Raw genomic sequence first — 17,057 nt, forward strand, 5'->3', positions numbered from 1 at the left:
GCATGCGCATTCTTGTTGTTGGTGCTTCGGGCACGATCGGCCGCCCACTGTGTTTCGAATTGGAGCGCCGGCATGACATCATTCGGGCCGGCCGCACCTCCGGCGACGTCCTTGTCGATATCCGCTCGCGCGATGCGATCGCGCGTATGTACGAAGCCGTTGGGGAAATAGACGCATGTGTCTGCGTTGCTGCGTCGGGCGCGATGGACGACTTCGATACCCTTACCGACGCACAACTGATTGAAAACATGCAAGGCAAGCTGATCGGTCAAATCAACCTTGTGCTTCTGGGACGCCCATTCGTCTCGGGGAGAGGCTCGTTTACCCTTACCAGCGGCATATTCGCCGACGAGCCGTGGCGCGGCGTGACTGGCGGGGCGGTCATCAGTGGGGGCCTCCACAGTTTCGTGCTTTCTGCGGCGATCGAACTCGATCGCAATCAGCGGATCAACGTAGTCAGCCCTACCATCGTAGAGGACTCGGTGACCGCCTACGGGCACCTCTTTCCAGGGATGCCACCAGTGTCCATGGAACGTTTGATCGCAGCCTATGTCGGATGCATCGAAGGCGGCAGGACCGGATCGCCGACCAGGGTGAGGCCCGGTACCGGATTCCAACGGTATCCGACCGGCAGCGCGTAGATCGGGCGAAGCACCGGATCGATCTCGCTGTCGGTGATGAACGCGGTCAGGTGCGGCGCCCATCCCTCGAATTGCCTCGCGACATGCGCCAGGCCGGCCCGCGCGTCGCCGAAGTCGATGGAGCGAATCCAGTCCTCCGGCCTGTTCAGCGCCACATAGCCGCGGACGGTCCTGTCGGCATAGCGATGCACCATGATGCCCTTGCCCGGAGCGACCACCATGAGCGTGCCGCTGCCGATCGCGTCGATGGACGCCTTGTGGCGTGTGTCACCATCGAGAAGCGCGATCTCGATGAAGCAGGTGCCGGTATAGACGGGCTTGATATCCGAAAGCAGCGGCCGGACCTTCGACCAGGCGCCGTCCGCCCCGACAAGGACATTAACCGCGATCGTCGCGCCGTCGTTAAAGGTGACCGCGTGTTGGCCGCCTTCGGTCGCGATGGACGTGACCTTCCGGCCCCATCTGATCATCCCGGTCGGAAGCGACCCGATCAGCAAATCCCGAAGCTCGCCCCTGTCCACTTCCGGGCGAGTGGAGGTGTGATCGCCGGGGCTGTCGAACAGGATTACGCCATCCTTGTCGACGACGCGCTTGGCGTCCTCGCCGGGGCGAACGAGGCCCACGAATGCATCGAACAGGCCTGCGTCCCTTATCGCCCGCTGGCCGTTATTCACGTGGATGTCGAGCAGACCTCCCTGCGCCCTCGCGCCGGCCGTCGCCTCGGCTTCATAGACCGTCGCGGGGATGCCGTTCACATGCAGGACGCGCGCCAGCATGAGGCCGCCAAGGCCAGCACCGATGATCGTAATCTCGTTTCGCATTTCAGCGCTCCAATTGAGGCGTCAGCGTCGATCGACGTTGACGGCTGCCATCGGCCCGACAGGTCGTCAGGCGGTTGCTTTCGGAGACGCTGGCCGAACCATGCCCGGCATGGCTGACATGTATTCGACAACCCGGCGAGCATATCGCGCCCTGAGCCGGCGGTCGTTTTTCGCGACGGCGGCAGTTATAGATCAGTTCGCTGGATCAGACAATTCCTCCCGCCGCGGTGCGCCCCGACGGAGCTTTTAACGAAACGCGGTCCGTTCCAAGAAGCCGCGCCGCCAACGGCAGCTTTGGCCATTTGCGCCCCCGAAAGCAGCCTGTCAGTTTTCACCCCGTTTCAGTCGTGCCGGCTCTCTGGATTCACCGCCCAGTTTTTTCCGTCAATCGCCAAAGAGAAAAGATGACGGTTGCGGCGCGGGCGATTGCCGAGAGGAAGACGATCAGACACCTGCCAGAGATGGACGCGCCACCAGCCGGACAGGCGCTGTCACGCAGCGACCTCTGGTTCCTGCATGACGGGCCGGCTTTCGGCCGTGTTGCGCAGGCGGCTGGCGTGTCTGGCGGGAGGCATCCCGAAGATGCGGGCATAGTCGCGGCTGAACTGCGAAGGACTTCCGTATCCCACGTTGAAGCCTGCGCTGGCCGCATCCATGGCGTCGCCGACCATCAGCCGCTGGGCCTCTTGCATGCGCAGCTGCGTGCGGAACTCGAGCGGGCTCATCGCGGTGATCGCCTTGAAATGCGCATGGAAGGTGGAGCGGCTCATGCCCGCGATCTCTGCCGCCCGCTCGATCGGGCAGGCGTCCCGGAAATGTGTTCGGATCCAGACGATCGCGTTGGCGATCTGGTTCAGACGGCTGTCTGCCTGCGCCATTTGCCGGATGGTGGCCCCGCTCGCCCCGGTCAAAAGGCGATAGAGGATTTCGCGGATCGTCAGCGGCGCGAGCGCTTCGACGTCTTGCGGCGTGTCGAGCAGGCCCGCCAGGCGGATCGCGGCATCGAGCAGCGCGGGCGTGGTCCGGTTCAGCGCAAGCCCGGCCGGAAGACCCTCGGTCTCGGAACGCCTTGCCGGATGGCGGATTGCGAGCTCGCCCAGCGCCGTCATGTCGAGGTCGAGCTGCAGGCAGAGATAGGGCCGGTCCTCGCTCGCCGCGATGACCGATCCCATGACCGGCAGGTCCACCGACGCAACCAGGTAGCTCGACGGGTCATAGATAAAAGCGGTCGTTCCCAGCACCGCCCGCTTGCGGCCCTGCGCGACAAGGCAAAGCGTCGGTGCGTAGATGACGGGCATCGGGATCGTCGGCGTCGAGGAACGGATCAGTTTCACGCCGGGCAGCCGGCACCGGTGCGTGCCGTCTTGCGGGGCGTGACGCCCTATGATGTCCGTCAGAACGGCAAGTTGATCCATGCTCCCTTATCCCACACGGGCGGAACGTCGGAAAGACGGAAACGACGGCCTTCGGACAATCGTGCAAGAATCTCGGACAAATCGTCTACCGCCGACGCGGTGGGTTCGGTCAGACAGGAGGGCGAGAAACAGCGATGCGTTCGCTTTCATGGAGAGAGCCCTTTCATGTCGAAGACCACTGCACTTGACCGATATCGCCTGCTTGGACGCTCCGGCCTGCGCGTCTCGCCGCTTTCGCTCGGCACAATGACCTTCGGTTCCGATTGGGGATGGGGAGCCGACGAGGCCGAGGCCGGGCGGATATTCGATGCCTATGTCGATCGCGGCGGCAACTTCATCGACACGGCGGTGAACTATACCAACGGCACGTCCGAGAAAATCCTGGGCGGCCTCATCAGGGACAAGCGCGATCGCATCGTGCTCGCCACCAAGTTCACCATGGCGCGCGAGCCCGGCAATCCCAATTCCGGCGGCAATCATCGCTTCAATCTCGTGCGCTCGGTCGAGGCGAGCCTGCGCCAGCTCGATACCGACCGTATCGACCTTCTCTACGTGCATGCGTGGGATTTCACGACCACGCCCGAAGAGGTGATGCGCGCCCTCGACGATCTCGTCGGGGCCGGGAAGATTCTCTATGCCGGCATCTGCAACACGCCCGCCTGGCGCGTCGCCGAGATGCAGACCCTGGCAGATCTCCGCGGCTGGTCGCCCTTCGTCGCGCTGCAGATCGAATACAGCCTCGTCGAGCGGACGGTCGAACATGAGCTGATGCCCATGGCGCAGGCGATGGGGCTCGGGGTCCTGCCATGGTCGCCGCTGGGCGGCGGCATCCTCACGGGCAAGTACAGCCGTTCGGATCTGACGGACGAGAACGAGGCGAATGTCTCGTCGGAGCGCAAGGGCATCATCGCCTCGACCGGCCATTTGAACGGTCGCGCGCTGGATATCGCCGATGTGGTTGGCGACGTCGCCGGGGAAATGGGCGCTACGCGCTCCCAGGTCGCGCTTGCCTGGACACTGCGCAATCCCGCCGTGGTCTCGCCGATCATGGGCGCACGCACGCTTGCCCAGGCCGAGGACAATTTCGGCGCGCTGGGGATCGTCTTCACCGATGAACAGCTCGAACGGCTGGACCGGGCCAGCGCGCTCGCACCGATCTTCCCCGCGCGCTTCATGGCACGGCCGATGGCGCAACAGCTCATGTTCGGCGGCACGACGGTCACGGGCCGCAGGTAAGCCTTGGAGGAACCTTCGGGTGAATACCATCATATCCGCACCACTACTCGGCCTGCTGGCCCTTCTCAGTACCACCGGCGCGCTGGACGACAGCCCCTCGGACGACCTCTCGCGCAGATCCCAGCAAGTTCCGATCCTCGCCAATCAAACGGAGACTGAAATGCAGCAGCATCCCTATGTCGGCATGTGGATTACCGCTGATGGGCACATTCGCCAGGAGCTTCTGCCCAATGGGCGCTATGACGAAGCCCGTGGCAACCGCCAAAGCGCCTATCAGGGCCGATATGAGGTCAGCGGCAATCGCATAGACTATTGGGACGATACCGGCTTTACCGCCGATGGCGAGTTCGTCGATGCGGACACGCTCCACCACGGTGGCATGGTGTTCTTCCGGCAAAAATGAGTGGGGATGCGCAAAGCCGGCGGGCCATCGGCTCTGCAAGGGGCGCCCTTTTCATTCATTGCACTCGGCACGATCGTCGGCGTCTCAAACCATGGTCTGGCGCGGGTTCACATAAGGGAAGCGGGCTGACGACGAGGATCAGGGATCCAACGCGTGGCTGAGATCATGCAGCCCGACCATCAGCATCATGGGGTCGGATGGCGAAGATAGGAAGCCGACCGCCTCGCAGAAGGCGCGCGCATCATCGGAAATCGCATGCACCAGCATGCCGCGGATGCCGAGGATTTCAGCGGCATTGAGCATGCGCAGGCCCGCGTCGCGCACCAATGCCCGGCCGAGGCCGCGCCCCTGAAAGCTTCGATCGATGGCGAGGCGGCCGAGGACGGCAACCGGAAGCGGGTCGGGCATGTTGCGTCGAAAACGGCCGGGTGCTTCCGGCTGCTTTACTGCGCCGGAGGCGAGCGCGTAATAGGCAATCACGCGGCTGCCCTCGCACGCGACGAATGTGCGCGATGCGCCGCTTGCCTGGTTGGCGCGGGCGCGGCGACGCAGCCAATCGTCCAGTTCAGGGATGCCGGAATTGAATTCGGCCAGCTCGTGGTGGTCGGCGTCGGAGCGCTGAGGATCACGTCTCGTCCCACGGCGCTGTGTAACGACATCATCTTTACAAGTTTCCGTAACGATGTTGTCGTTACAGAAACTGCGCGATGCAGGCGAAAGCGGACATTCGAGTCAGCGTAGATGATGGCAGCCTCGCGCCATTCGCGGTCATTACGCTGCGCGCATGCTCGCCAGCGCCGCCTGTGTGTCTCGCGCTGGCGGCAGTCCGAACATGCGGGCGTATTCGCGGGTAAACTGCGGCACGCTCTCATATCCGACGTTGAAGGCCGCGATAGTGGGAGGACATTCCCCGGAGAGCATCTGTCGCCGCGCCTCGATCAGTCGCAACTGCTTCTGAAACTGGACAGGGGACAGGGACGTGATGGCCTTGAAATGCTGATGGAAGGTCGACGGGCTCATTCCCGCGGCCTCGGCGAGCGAAGCGACCCTCAAGGGCTTGGAAAAGTCGCGTCGGAGCAGGTTGATCGCCCGTCCGATCTTCTGCGACTGGCTGCTCGGCCAGCCCAGACGCCGGATTGCCGGACCATGGCGACCGCACAGGAGCCAATAATGGAACTCGCGCACCATCTGCCCTCCAAGGATCGGCAGCGATGTCGGCCGCTCCACGAGTTTCATCATCCGATGCGTCGCGTCCTTGACTTCCTCATCGGTCGGCTCGACGCGTATCGGAGAATAATGGGCAAGCGGTGCTGCCTTGATATCGACGGCAAGCTCCGCGAGAACCGCCTTGTCGAGCTCCATCACGACGGAGCAATACGGATCGCCGACGCTGGCTTCCGTGATCTGGCTGACGGTCGGGATGTCGGCGCTGATGATCAGCGAGTCGCCGACGCCGAAATCGAAGACCTCATTGTCCATGCGCACACGCTTCCTACCCTGCAGCACGAGTGCGACGAGCGGCTGGGACACGGCATACTGAAGCTCGCTCGCATGGGTGGAGCGGATCACGCTCAGTCCGGCGATCGGGCAGGGCGCTATCCCCGCACGGTCGGCATGGCCTTCCGCATGGCGAAGCGCAATGTCGAGAAGCGTGTCGTTCATGGCCGCATCTAGCGGCGGTCGCCGTCACCTGTAAATCCCATCCGTAGGAATAGGCAAGGAACTGCGAGTTTCCGGCAACCCCAAAAGCGCGGCGTGACGCAGAGTGCAGGCCTCGGACAAAAGCCCCGATTGTCCGGCATCCCTGTTTCAAAGGAGTTTCAAATGTCCAAGATCGCCATCGTCACCGGCTCCAGTCGCGGGCTCGGCCGCAACACCGCCCTCAACATCGCCGGCAAGGGCGTGGACGTCATCGTCACCTACCAAAGCAATGTCGCCGATGCCGAGGCAGTCGTTCGCGACATCGAGGCCAGGGGCCGGAAAGCCGCGGCCCTCCAGCTCGATGTCGGCACGCTGCGCAGCATCGCCATATTTGCCGGGCAGGTGGAAGCCGTGCTGAGAGAAACGTTTCAACGGGATCGCTTCGACTATCTGGTCAACAATGCCGGGCATGGCGACATGGCGACGATCGCCGACACCACGGAAGAACAGTTCGATGCGCTGGTGAACGTGCATTTCAAGGGCGTGTTCTTCCTGACCAAGGCCCTGCTGCCCCTGATCGCCGAGGGCGGCCGTATCGTCAATCTGTCATCGGGCCTCACCCGCATCTCCTATCCCGGATTTTCGGCTTATTCCGCCGTCAAGGGCGCGGTGGAAATCCTGACGCTCTACATGGCCAAGGAATTCGCCAGCCGGGGCATTACCGCCAATACGGTCGCGCCTGGTGCGATCGAGACTGATTTCCTCGGGGGAGCCGTGCGCGACATGCCCGATCTCAACAAGACATTCGCCGGAATGACGGCCCTTGGACGTGTCGGCGTGCCGGATGACATCGGTCCGATGATCGCGAGCCTCCTGTCGGACGACAATCGCTGGATTACCGGTCAGCGTATCGAGGTGTCGGGCGGACAGGTAATCTAGTTCATCAAGAGGCGTCGCTGCAGGGACGGCGGCGATCTCCGATGAGCCAGAAGACCGCCGCCGAAATCGCCATGACCTATCTGGCGCGTGTGCGGATTTCGCACGACGCGCACAAATATCCCTCGCAGATTTCCGGGAGGCAGCAGCAGCGCGCCGCGATTGCGCGTTCGCTCTGCATGAACCCGAAGATCATGCTCTTTGACGAGCCGGTGTCCGCGCTCGATCCGGAGATGCGGAAACCAGGGTCGATCGGATTACGCTCACGCTAGGGGACGGACGATCGCCTTTTCGAAGCCGCCGTGAAGTCGGGGGCGCGCGTAAAAGCCTGCAGGAGCTGCGATACAGGTCGCCGCGTCAGGATGGTACCGTCGAGGCTTCGGTGACGACATATCCAGTTCCACGCTTCGGCATCGGCAATCCGCACAGGGGTTCGTGTCTCTTATGCCCGCATTGGAACTTCTAATTTTCCAGCGGCCGCGAACGTTCCTACGCTGAGCCTCGTCAAACAGCGCGATGGGCGCGGTGAAGGAGGTTCATATGAACATGTTTGCGCGGGGGATGCCGAACCAGCTTCTGCGGCTGCAGGAAATGCACAATGGCGAGAAGGTGCAGCCGACCTTCTCGGCGGGCGAGATGGAGCGGCGGCAGAATGCCATGCGCCGCATCCTTGAAGAGCTGAAGCTCGATGCGGCGGTCCTGACCTCCTACCACAATATCTGCTACTTCTCCGACTTCCTCTATTGCTCCTTCGGCCGGCGCTACGCCTTCGTCATCACGCCGGAAAAGGCGACCTCCGTTTCCGCCGGCATCGATGCCGGCCAGCCCTGGCGCCGCACCTTCGGCGACAACATCACCTATACGGACTGGCAGCGCGACAACTTCTTCCATGCCCTGCAGCAGCTCCTGCCGAAGGTCTCGCGCATCGGCATCGAGTTCGACCAGGTCAATCTCGACCTGCTGCGCCTTCTGGAAGAGGCCTTTCCGAATGTCGAATTCGTCGACATCGGCTCGCCGACCATGTGGCTGCGCACGATCAAATCGGCCGAGGAGATCGCTCTCATAAAGGAGGGCGCCGCGACCGCCGATATCGGCGGCGCCGCCGTGGCGAAGGCCGTGCGCGAAGGCGTGCCGGAATACGAGGTGGCGCTGGCCGGCACGCAGGCCATGGTCCGCCATATCGCGAGCCGTTTTCCCCATGCCGAGCTGATGGACACCTGGGTCTGGTTCCAGTCGGGCATCAACACGGACGGCGCGCACAATCCGGTGACCTCGCGGCGCGTGCAGAAGGGCGACATCCTCTCGCTGAACTGCTTCCCGATGATATCAGGCTACTATACGGCGCTGGAGCGCACGCTGTTCCTCGACCATGCCAGCGACGAGCACCTGCGCATCTGGGAGATCAACTGCGCGGTGCACCGCCGCGGCCTCGAACTGCTCAAGCCCGGCGCGCGCTGCGGCGATGTCGCGACGGAGCTGAACGAGATCTATCGCGAGCACGGCCTGCTCGGCTATCGCTCCTTCGGCTACGGCCACTCCTTCGGCGTGCTCTCGCACTACTACGGCCGCGAGGCGGGCGTCGAGCTGCGCGAGGACATCAACACCGTGCTCCAGCCGGGCATGGTCGTTTCCATGGAGCCGATGCTGACCATTCCGGAGGGCATGCCGGGGGCGGGCGGTTACCGCGAGCACGACATCCTCGTGATGACCGAAACCGGCAGCGAGAACATCACGGGCTTCCCCTTCGGTCCGGAGCATAATATCCTTCCCGCCTGACCCGTCCGCGGGCAACTTGGAACGGGCCGCCCGATCGGCCCGTTTCCTTTTGGAAGCGGTGCCGCCTTCGTGAGAAACATCCCGACAGACCTTCTTCGGACCTTCCTCGCGGTCATCGACCTGCGCAGCCATACGCGCGCCGCCGAGCAGCTCGGCCGCACCCAGCCGGCCATAAGCCTGCAGATGAAGAAGCTGCAGGAACTGCTCAACGTTTCCCTCTTCGCAAAGGATGCCAGCGCCCAGCCGACCGAGGCGGGCGAACTGGTGGCAAGCTATGCCCGGCAGATGCTGACGCTGAACGACGAGATGGTGCTGCGCCTGTCGCGGCGCGACCAGCAGGGCAAGATCCGCCTCGGCATCCCCAACGACTATGCCGACCATTTCCTGCCGAAGCTGATGCCGCGCCTTGCCCAAAGCGGCCATGATTTCCGCTTCGAGGTCGTCTGCGACCTCTCGCATGTCCTGCTCCAGGGGTTGCGCAATGGTCTCTACGACCTCGTCGTGGCGATGACGCCGGACGGGCCGGCGGAAGGCGCGTTCATGACCTGGAAGGAGCCGCTCGCCTGGGTGGGCGACAGTGCGGCCTCGCTGGTGACGGATGGGAACGCCAACCTGCGCATCGTCTGCTACCCGGAAGGCTGCCTCTACCGGCGGGCCATGCTGACGGCCCTGCAACGGGACGGACGGGGCTACGACCTCGTCTATACCAGCCCCAGCCTTGCGGGCCTGGAGGCTGCGGTCGGCTCCGGCTTCGGCAACACGGTGCTCGCACGCCGCATCGTGCCGGCAAAGCTTGCCACGCTCGACGACGCCCTCGGCCTGCCCAGGCTCGCGGACGTCGTCGTCGGCATCTATCTCAGTTCCGACCGCAAGCGCTCTCCGGTGGCGGAGAGCTTCGCGGCGCATTTCGCCGATGCCTTTCTCGCCAGCGGCCGGGGCGAGTGATCAGGCCCGCTTCACGCGACGGATGAGGTTCAGCACCACGAACAGCGCGATGGAGACGGTGGTGAGCAGGCTCGCCGCCGCCATGATCGTCGGGTTGATCTGGTCGCGGATGCCCGAGAACATCTGCACCGGCAGGGTCCGCTGCTCGGCGCCGGTCAGGAAGAGGGCGACAATCACCTCGTCGAAGGAGACGGCGAAGGCGAGCAGCGCGCCGGAGACGATTCCGGGCAGGATGAGCGGCAGCGTGACGGCGAAGAACACGCCGACCGGGCCGGCGCCGAGGCTCGCGCCTGCCCGCGTCAGATTGGTGTCGTAGGTCGAGAGCGCTGAAAGAACCGTAACGACGACGAAGGGGATGGAAAGCGCCGAGTGGGCGAGCACCAGCCCGGTGCGCGTGTTGGTCAGCCCCAGCGCGCCGAAGAACATGTAGGCTCCGACGGCGACGATGACGACGGGCATGATCATCGGCGAGATCATCAGCGCCATGACGGCCTTGCGGGCGGGAAAGCCCGGCCGGCTGATGCCGAGGGCGGCGAGCGTGCCGAACAGCGTGGCGAGCGCCGTGCTGAAAAAGGCTGCGACGAGGCTGTTGACGAGGCTCTGTGTCCAGCGTGGGTTCTCGAAGAAATCCGCATACCAGCGCCAGGAATAGTCCTGGATGGGGAAGGTGAAGAACGGATCCTTCGAGACGGACAGCGGGAAGACGATGAAGAGCGGCCCGATCAGGAAGGCGAGCACGGCGAAGGCGAAGGTGACGACGGCAAGGCGGCAGAGCCTTTCGCCGCGGGTCGCGTAAGTTGGAAGCCACATGGTTCTCATCCGAGCTTGATGCGCTCCGCGCCGACAAGGCGCAGGAACACGAGATAGATGGAAAGCGTCATGACGAGAAGCAGGCCGGCGAGCGCGGCGGCCATGCCCCAGTTCAGGTCGCGGTTGATGTAGGTGGCGATGAAGTTCGACATCATCTGGTCGCGCGGGCCGCCGACCAGCGCCGGCGTGATGTAGTAGCCGAGCGACAGGATGAAGGTCATCAGGCAGCCGGCGGCGACGCCCGGCAGGGTCTGCGGCGCGTAGACCCGCCAGAAGGCGAAGAAGGGCGGTGCGCCGAGCGAGCGTGCGGCCCGCATCTGGCCTTCCGGAATGGATTTCATGACGCTGAGGATCGGCAGGATGGTGAAGGGTAGCTGGATATGCGTCATCGCCGTCACGGTGCCGAAGCGGGTCAGCATGAGCTGGAGTTTTTCCGTGGTGAGGCCGAGCGCCAGGAGCGCCTGGTTGATCACCCCGTCCGTCTGCAAAAGCACGACCCAGGCGGTGGTGCGCACTAGAAGCGAGGTCCACAGCGGCAGCAGCACCAGAAGGAGCAGGAAGCCGGCGATGCGCGAAGGCGCCAGCGAGACGACATAGGCCGTGGGAAAGCCGAGGACCAGCGTCGCCACCGTGACGAGCCCGGCGATCCAGAGCGTCCGGCCGAGAATGTCGAGGAAGACCGCCTGGCTTTCCTCCACCCGCGCGATGCCGCCGGACGCGTCTTGCCCGAGATCGACGGATGTCAGCAGGTAATAGGGCGTCATTGGGCTGGCATTGCGCTTGATGACCGCCCAGAGGTCGGGACTGGCCCAGACGGGATCGAGCGCTGCGAATTGCGGGGCGAGGGCGCCATCCTTGAAATTGCCGAGGTGGCGGACCACGGACATGATACGGCTGCGCATGCCGGCGCTTTCGTAGTTGAGCCGCTTGCCGAGCGCGGCGGCCGTGTTGTCCTCCTTCGCGCGGGCAAGGTCGGCGGCAAGCGCGATGAAGGCCTCTTCGCCGGGCGTCGAGTGACCGTCCCAGCCGTCCAGCGCGGCGATGGTCTGCGGCAGGACGGCGCGCACCTCCGGATTGCGCACGGCGGTGGTGAGGAAGAGGCCGATCGGCGCGGCGAAGGTGACGACGAGGAAGAGAAGCGCCGGCAGCGCGAGGGCGAAGGCGCGGAGGCGGTTCGGCCGTTCGGCCCGGCGCAGCGCCGCGCCGAGGCCGGCGGGCGGGGCGGGGGCGGAAAGGGACAGGGTCTCAGTCATGGCTACCTCGTCAGCGTTCGGCAGTCGGCGGCAAAACAGGCCATCGCGATGCGGCTTCCCGGCAGGATCGCCGCGCCCTCGGCCGCGGGCACCGAGGCAACGAGCCGCTCGCTGCCGAAGGCCTCCAGCGTCAGCCGCACCCGGTCGCCGAGGAAGGTCCTGTCGAGCACGCGCGCCGCAATACGGTTTTCGGCGTTCTTGCGGTCCGGGCTGTCGAGCCCGATCCGCTCGGGCCGCAACGAGACCGTGAGGTCGGATCGCGCCTGGCCGGAAGGCCCGGTCGCAAGAAGCCGTGTTCCGTCCGGCATCCGCACGACGCTGCGGCCGTTCTCCGTGCCGGCGAATTCGCAGGAAAGCGTGTTGTTGTCGCCGATGAAGTCCGCGACGAAGCGGTTTTCCGGCCGGTCGTAGAGCGTCACCGGGTCGGAAAGCTGCTGGATGCGCCCTTCGTGGAAGACGGCGATGCGGTCGGACATGGTGAGGGCTTCCGACTGGTCGTGCGTCACATAGACCATGGTGATGCCGAGGCGCTGCTGGATCTTCCGGATCTCGACCTGCATGTGCTCGCGCAACTGCTTGTCGAGCGCGCCGAGCGGCTCGTCCATCAGGATGAGTTTCGGGTTGAACACCATGGCGCGGGCGAGCGCCACGCGCTGCTGCTGGCCGCCGGAAAGCTGTGCCGGACGGCGCTCGCCAAGCCCGGTGAGCTTGACCAGCGCAAGCGCCTCCTCGATCCGCCGGCCCGCCTCGGCGCCCTTCACGCCGCGATAGCGCAGCGGGAAGCCGACATTTTCCCTGACCGTCATATGCGGGAAGAGCGCATAGTTCTGGAAGACGAAGCCGATGTCGCGGCGCTCCGGCGGCAGGCGCTCCACGGCCTGCCCCCCAAGCAGGATGCGCCCGCTCGTCGGCTGCTCGAAGCCGCCGAGCATCATCAGCGTCGTCGTCTTGCCGGAACCGGAAGGGCCCAGCATGGTGAGGAACTCGCCGCGCCGCACGGCGAGGTTCAGGTCCTCGACGACGAGCGTGCGCCCGTCATAGGTCTTCTGCACGCGCTCGAAGGCGACCATGGTCTCGGCCGCGTCTGCGGTCGGCGGCGCCTCGTCGAGGCGCCCCCTTTCCAGCGTCATCGTGTTCATCCGACCGCTCCTCAGTTGGAAAGCCAGGTGGTGAAGCGCTTGCGGATCTCGTCGCCGTGGTCCGCCCAGAAGGCGTTGTCGAGGGTGAGCGAGGTCGTCAGATTGTCCGGGCTGGTCGGCAGGTTCTTCGCGTCTTCCGGCGCGACCTCCGCGGCGGCCGTCGTGCGGACGGGGCCGTAGGGAATGTATTTCGCGATGCCCGCCAGCACCTTCGGCTCGACCGCGAAGCGGATGAAGGCGAGCGAGCCTTCCATGTCCTTCGCGCCCTTGGGGATGACCCAGTAGTTGGAATCGAGGATCTGGTTGTCCCAGACGATGCCGAAATTGCGGCCCTCCTTGTTGGCGTTGAAGATGCGCCCGTTCCAGGCCGTCGTCATGGCCACCTCGCCGGAGGCGAGCAACTGCGGGGCCTGCGCGCCCGCCTCCCACCAGACGATCTCCTTCTTGATCGTGTCGAGCTTGGCGAAGGCGCGGTCGAGGCCCTCGGGCGTGGCGAGCGTCGCATAGACGTCCTGCGGGGCGACGCCGTCGGCCAGCAGCGCGAATTCGAGATTGGTCGCGGGGTTCTTCCAAAGGCCGCGCCTGCCGGGGAAATTCGCAAGGTCGAAGAGATCGGCAAGCTTCGTCGGCGGCGTCGCCAGCTTGTCCTCGTCGTAGGAAAGGATGGTGGCATAGACGATGGTGCCGACGCCGCACTCCGAGGTGGTGCCGGCGAGCCAGTCGGATTTCGGGCCGATCTTCTCCCAGTCGATCGTTTCGAAAATGCCCTCGTCGCAGCCCTGCAGCAGGGTCGGCGCATCGACGTCGACCACGTCGATGGTGGTGTTGCCACTGTCGATCATCGCCTTGATCTTGGCGATCTCGCCGCCGTATTCCTGCTCGGAGACCGGCCGGCCGGTTTCCTCGGCATAGGCGCCGAACACCGCCTTTCGCTGGGCCTCCTGATAGGCGCCGCCGAAACTCATGACGGAAATCGGCTCGGCGGCGACTGCCGCACCGAGCGCCAGGCCATAGGCAAGCGTCGTCGCTGCCAGAAACATGCGTGTCCTGAACATGGAAAATTCCTCTCTGGAGACAGATTTGATGGACCCGTCGCAGCGCCCGTCTTGTGTGCGGGCTATGGGGAAAGCCTATGTTGCGCCATGCTGCGGCGCAAATAAGTAGGTGTCATGCGGACATGAGCGCTGCTTATCGGCTCTCGCGATCGTCCATTTCTTTTGAAGTCGCAGCTCGCGGACCCGCGCGCTTTCGGGCCGATCTCTCGGCATCGTCCACAAGCTCGCCGCGGTCGTGCGCAATACCAAGATACGCGCGGCGCTGATGGAGGGCTGCACCATCTCTGCCTCCCCGGGCAGTTCATGGAGACCGGCAACGACGTCCTGGTCTTTATCCGGCGGATATATAGCGGGCTTCCATGAGATCAGCTTCGCGTACGAGCTTTCGCACGAGTTCGTCGGACAATTTGCGGGCGCGCCCAAGGCGGTAGATTTCGTCTCGCTCTGCCCTCACACCGGCAAGGCGCAGCCGCCGCTCGATCTCTTCGAGATGCTTCACCTGCTCGGCCTCATCGCCGGTCTTGGAGCGGGTGTCGATCCTTTGGCGGTAGAGTTCCATCAGCCGGCTTCCGACATCGGCATAAAAGTCGACGTTACCTCGCCCTTCACCCAGTTCGTGCTGCAACCTCTCGATCATCCTGATCGCCGCTTCCGCCGCTGCGATGCGCGCGGCATCCTCCTCGCGCTGATGGTCGGGTTCCGGCGGCAGTTCCAGATTACGCAGCAGGAACGGGAGCCCGATGCTGGCGGCCACGAGCGAAGCGATGATGACCCCCGCGGCCAGGAAAATGGCCAGATCGCGCGCCGGGAACGGCGTTCCGTCATCGAGGACGAGCGGCAGCGTCAGGATGCCGGCCAGCGTGATGGCGCCGCGCACTCCGGCTACCGACATTGCCACCACAAGCCGCCAGTCCGGTCTGGCGACCGTTCGCCCCTGCCTTGCGGCGCGATAAAGGGTGAAGCGCAGCGATATCCAGACCCAGAGCAGGCGTAGCAGCGCCAGGGCGAGGTTGATCGCCACGACATAGACCGCCAGCCAGATCGGTTCATGGTGGCCGGTATCTATGACGACCTGCGCCGCTCCGGCGACGATGCTCGGCAACTGTTCGCCGAGCAGGACGAAGATGATGCCGTTCAGGGTGAATTGCACCGTATCCCAGACGGCGGTGCGGCGGACACGCGTCACGGCAAGGGTCTGGCCGGTCTGTTCTGCATAGCTCATCGTGATCCCGGCGGCGACGGCCGCCAGGATGCCGGAGCAATGAAACTCTTCCGCCAGCAGATAGGCGCCGAAGGGAATGAGCAGGCTGATGAGGATCTGCGAGCCCGGCTCCTCGCCGAGCTTTCGGGAGAGGGTATCCTTGGCTTTCATCACGATCCAGGTCATGCCGGCGCCGATGACGATGCCGCCGAGCGCAAGCCAAAGGAAGGTGCCGAACGCCGAAATGGGCGAAAAGACCCCGGTGAGGGTGGCAGCAACGGCAAAGCGCATGCACACGAGGCCCGAGGCATCGTTCAAAAGGGATTCCCCTTCCAGGATATGCATCAGGCGGTTCGGGATGGGCACGCGGGCGGTGATCGCCGAGACCGCGATCGGGTCCGTGGGCGAAACGATGGCCGCCAGCGCGAAGGCGACCGGCAGCGGCATCGACGGGATCATCCAGTTGATGAGGAAGCCGATTCCGATCACGGTGAAGACAACGAGGCCGAGCGAGAGTTCGAGGATCATGCCCTTGTCGCGGAACAATCCTTCCTTGGGGATGCGCCAGCCGTCGAGAAAAAGAAGGGGCGGAAGAAAAAGCAGGAAGAAGATGTGCGGTTCGAGCGCCACCCCGGATCCCGTGACGCCGGCAATCGCCGCGCCCAGCGCGATCTGCACCAGCGGCAGGGGAATGGCGATCGGGGAGAGCCGTGCGAGCGTTCCGCTCACGACCACCGCCAGCAGCAGGATCAGCGCGATACCGATATTCTCCATGCACTCTCCCTGCTTGCGGATCGGCGGCTATTTCACGGAATCTCGCGGGCCGCTGGTCTCGCCAAGTTTGAAAGCGGCGGTTTTGATGGTCAAGCCGTCCATACCGGTTATCTGTATGTTTGCACTTTCGACCTGAAGCTGGAGCCTTCCGCGCACCTCCTCCGCCATCGCAGCGGCCGTGCCGGCGGCACGAGGCTTATAGGGCCGGCCGTTGCCGCTGACGGCGGGCGGATGCTTCGCAAATCGCTCTTCCAGGACGACTATCGATCGGTCGACAGACCTGTTGTCTCTTCCATCTGGCGCATGCAATCATCGTTTCCGACGAAACGATAGGCGCTATAGATGGCAAGCCCGTACTCCTCGTCGCCGACCAGGGCGACGCTGGCGGACTGCAGGTCTTGAAACCGCCCGCGAAGGTCGTTCCATTGATTGAATATCTGGCGTTCCTCGGCCATGACGGTGTGCTTGAACAAGAGGTCGCTACCTGCGGCGGGTGTGTGTGCGACGTCAACTTCTTCGTCCGGCTCCCCAAGCTCCTCCGTCATTTTGGCGGTGATCCCGGCAAATAGATTGCGTGTGAAAGTGCCCTGATCGTCGTCCTCGGTGTAGGGTGTGATGGCCACCAGATTGCAAACGCCGACGTTCCGGACGAAGGCAAGGATGTACTCCTCGTAATCAGGGGCGGGCCGGGGAAGTGCTGGACACACATATTGGCCCGTAGCATCTGGCGGCCCTTCCGCAAGCGGCTCGCATCTGAACTCCGAGGGCCGTGCATTCTGGGAGACGCCAAAGGGCATCAGGTGCGGAAGATCGACAGGCTGGATTGCCAGCGCAGTTGCAATGACCGTGAGAAAGTCGAGAGTTGCTGCCATGGGGCTGCTAAAAATCCTTTTCGACCACCCTGGTTTCGCATCGCACGAGGATGCATCATTAGGTTCACGCGAGTGCGTTTCGCCATGGCTATGCTCGTGAACTGAGCGGCGTTGTGCCCCAGGCGGAGCATATTCGCCA

The 17,057-nt window shown here is 64.2% G+C and carries 15 protein-coding genes and 2 pseudogenes; 7 read left to right on the forward strand and 10 right to left on the reverse strand.

Translation table 11 applies throughout. The features are described from left to right. Positions 1-2: 2 nt before the first annotated feature. The gene (locus shn_RS25455; protein WP_064333346.1) at positions 3-641 is read left to right on the forward strand and encodes a short chain dehydrogenase; all 639 of its coding nucleotides are present in this window, start codon (positions 3-5) and stop codon (positions 639-641) included. Here shn_RS25455 and shn_RS25460 read toward each other — a convergent pair. Continuing rightward, positions 581-1,462 (reverse strand): annotated as a pseudogene (locus shn_RS25460) (FAD-dependent oxidoreductase); the annotation flags it as partial. The gene shn_RS25455 and the pseudogene shn_RS25460 sit on opposite strands and share 61 nt — an antisense overlap. A 491-nt stretch (positions 1,463-1,953) precedes the next feature. Beyond that, a complete protein-coding gene (locus shn_RS25465; protein ID WP_064333347.1) occupies positions 1,954-2,877 on the reverse strand; it encodes an AraC family transcriptional regulator in 924 nt (307 codons plus the stop codon). Between the two features lie 165 nt (positions 2,878-3,042). On the opposite strand from shn_RS25465, the gene shn_RS25470 reads away from it, so the two are divergent. Together shn_RS25470 and shn_RS37190 are read left to right on the forward strand one after the other, a co-directional pair. Next, a complete protein-coding gene (locus tag shn_RS25470) occupies positions 3,043-4,113 on the forward strand; it encodes an aldo/keto reductase (RefSeq protein WP_064333348.1) in 1,071 nt (356 codons plus the stop codon). A gap of 82 nt (positions 4,114-4,195) precedes the next feature. Next, positions 4,196-4,516, forward strand: coding sequence for an Atu4866 domain-containing protein (locus tag shn_RS37190; RefSeq protein WP_371328626.1), 321 nt, complete (start codon positions 4,196-4,198; stop codon positions 4,514-4,516). A 138-nt stretch (positions 4,517-4,654) separates the two neighbouring features. Here shn_RS37190 and shn_RS25480 read toward each other — a convergent pair whose 3' ends face one another. Together shn_RS25480 and shn_RS25485 are read right to left on the reverse strand one after the other, a co-directional pair. Then, positions 4,655-5,110 (reverse strand): GNAT family N-acetyltransferase, encoded by a 456-nt coding sequence (locus shn_RS25480; RefSeq protein ID WP_064333349.1) that lies wholly within the window; start codon positions 5,108-5,110, stop codon positions 4,655-4,657. A gap of 177 nt (positions 5,111-5,287) precedes the next feature. After that, complete coding sequence (locus tag shn_RS25485; RefSeq protein WP_064333350.1) at positions 5,288-6,178, reverse strand: AraC family transcriptional regulator; 891 nt, start codon at positions 6,176-6,178, stop codon at positions 5,288-5,290. A 162-nt stretch (positions 6,179-6,340) separates the two neighbouring features. Between shn_RS25485 and shn_RS25490 the strand changes: the two genes are divergently transcribed. The 4 genes and pseudogenes from shn_RS25490 (at position 6,341) to shn_RS25505 (ending at position 9,814) form a co-directional block, all read left to right on the forward strand. Then, the gene (locus tag shn_RS25490; protein ID WP_064333351.1) at positions 6,341-7,096 is read left to right on the forward strand and encodes an SDR family NAD(P)-dependent oxidoreductase; all 756 of its coding nucleotides are present in this window, start codon (positions 6,341-6,343) and stop codon (positions 7,094-7,096) included. 41 nt (positions 7,097-7,137) lie between these two features. Further along, positions 7,138-7,329, forward strand: a pseudogene (locus shn_RS35980) (ATP-binding cassette domain-containing protein); the annotation flags it as partial. 325 nt (positions 7,330-7,654) lie between these two features. Beyond that, positions 7,655-8,869 carry a M24 family metallopeptidase gene (locus tag shn_RS25500; protein WP_064333646.1) on the forward strand — a complete coding sequence of 405 codons (1,215 nt, stop codon included), beginning with the start codon at positions 7,655-7,657 and terminating at the stop codon, positions 8,867-8,869. A gap of 69 nt (positions 8,870-8,938) precedes the next feature. Further along, complete coding sequence (locus shn_RS25505; RefSeq protein WP_064333353.1) at positions 8,939-9,814, forward strand: LysR family transcriptional regulator; 876 nt, start codon at positions 8,939-8,941, stop codon at positions 9,812-9,814. On the opposite strand, the gene shn_RS25510 is transcribed toward shn_RS25505, so the two are convergent. The 6 genes from shn_RS25510 to shn_RS25535 all read right to left on the reverse strand — a co-directional run bounded on the left by shn_RS25510 (position 9,815) and on the right by shn_RS25535 (position 16,918). Continuing rightward, on the reverse strand, positions 9,815-10,624 hold the full coding sequence (locus shn_RS25510) for an ABC transporter permease (protein ID WP_064333354.1): 810 nt from the start codon (positions 10,622-10,624) through the stop codon (positions 9,815-9,817). Between the two features lie 5 nt (positions 10,625-10,629). Next, positions 10,630-11,877 carry an ABC transporter permease gene (locus shn_RS25515; protein ID WP_064333355.1) on the reverse strand — a complete coding sequence of 416 codons (1,248 nt, stop codon included), beginning with the start codon at positions 11,875-11,877 and terminating at the stop codon, positions 10,630-10,632. 2 nt (positions 11,878-11,879) lie between these two features. Next, a complete protein-coding gene (locus shn_RS25520) occupies positions 11,880-13,016 on the reverse strand; it encodes an ABC transporter ATP-binding protein (RefSeq protein ID WP_064333356.1) in 1,137 nt (378 codons plus the stop codon). Positions 13,017-13,027: 11 nt separating this feature from the next. Then, positions 13,028-14,071, reverse strand: a complete 1,044-nt coding sequence (locus shn_RS25525; protein WP_064333357.1) for an ABC transporter substrate-binding protein — start codon at positions 14,069-14,071, stop codon at positions 13,028-13,030. Between the two features lie 331 nt (positions 14,072-14,402). Continuing rightward, a complete protein-coding gene (locus tag shn_RS25530) occupies positions 14,403-16,046 on the reverse strand; it encodes a Na+/H+ antiporter (RefSeq protein WP_064333358.1) in 1,644 nt (547 codons plus the stop codon). 260 nt (positions 16,047-16,306) lie between these two features. Further along, positions 16,307-16,918 carry a hypothetical protein gene (locus shn_RS25535; RefSeq protein ID WP_064333359.1) on the reverse strand — a complete coding sequence of 204 codons (612 nt, stop codon included), beginning with the start codon at positions 16,916-16,918 and terminating at the stop codon, positions 16,307-16,309. Between the last annotated feature and the right edge of the window lie 139 nt (positions 16,919-17,057).

Origin of the sequence: Shinella sp. HZN7 (assembly GCF_001652565.1) — a bacterium.
GTDB classification, from domain to species: domain Bacteria; phylum Pseudomonadota; class Alphaproteobacteria; order Rhizobiales; family Rhizobiaceae; genus Shinella; species Shinella granuli.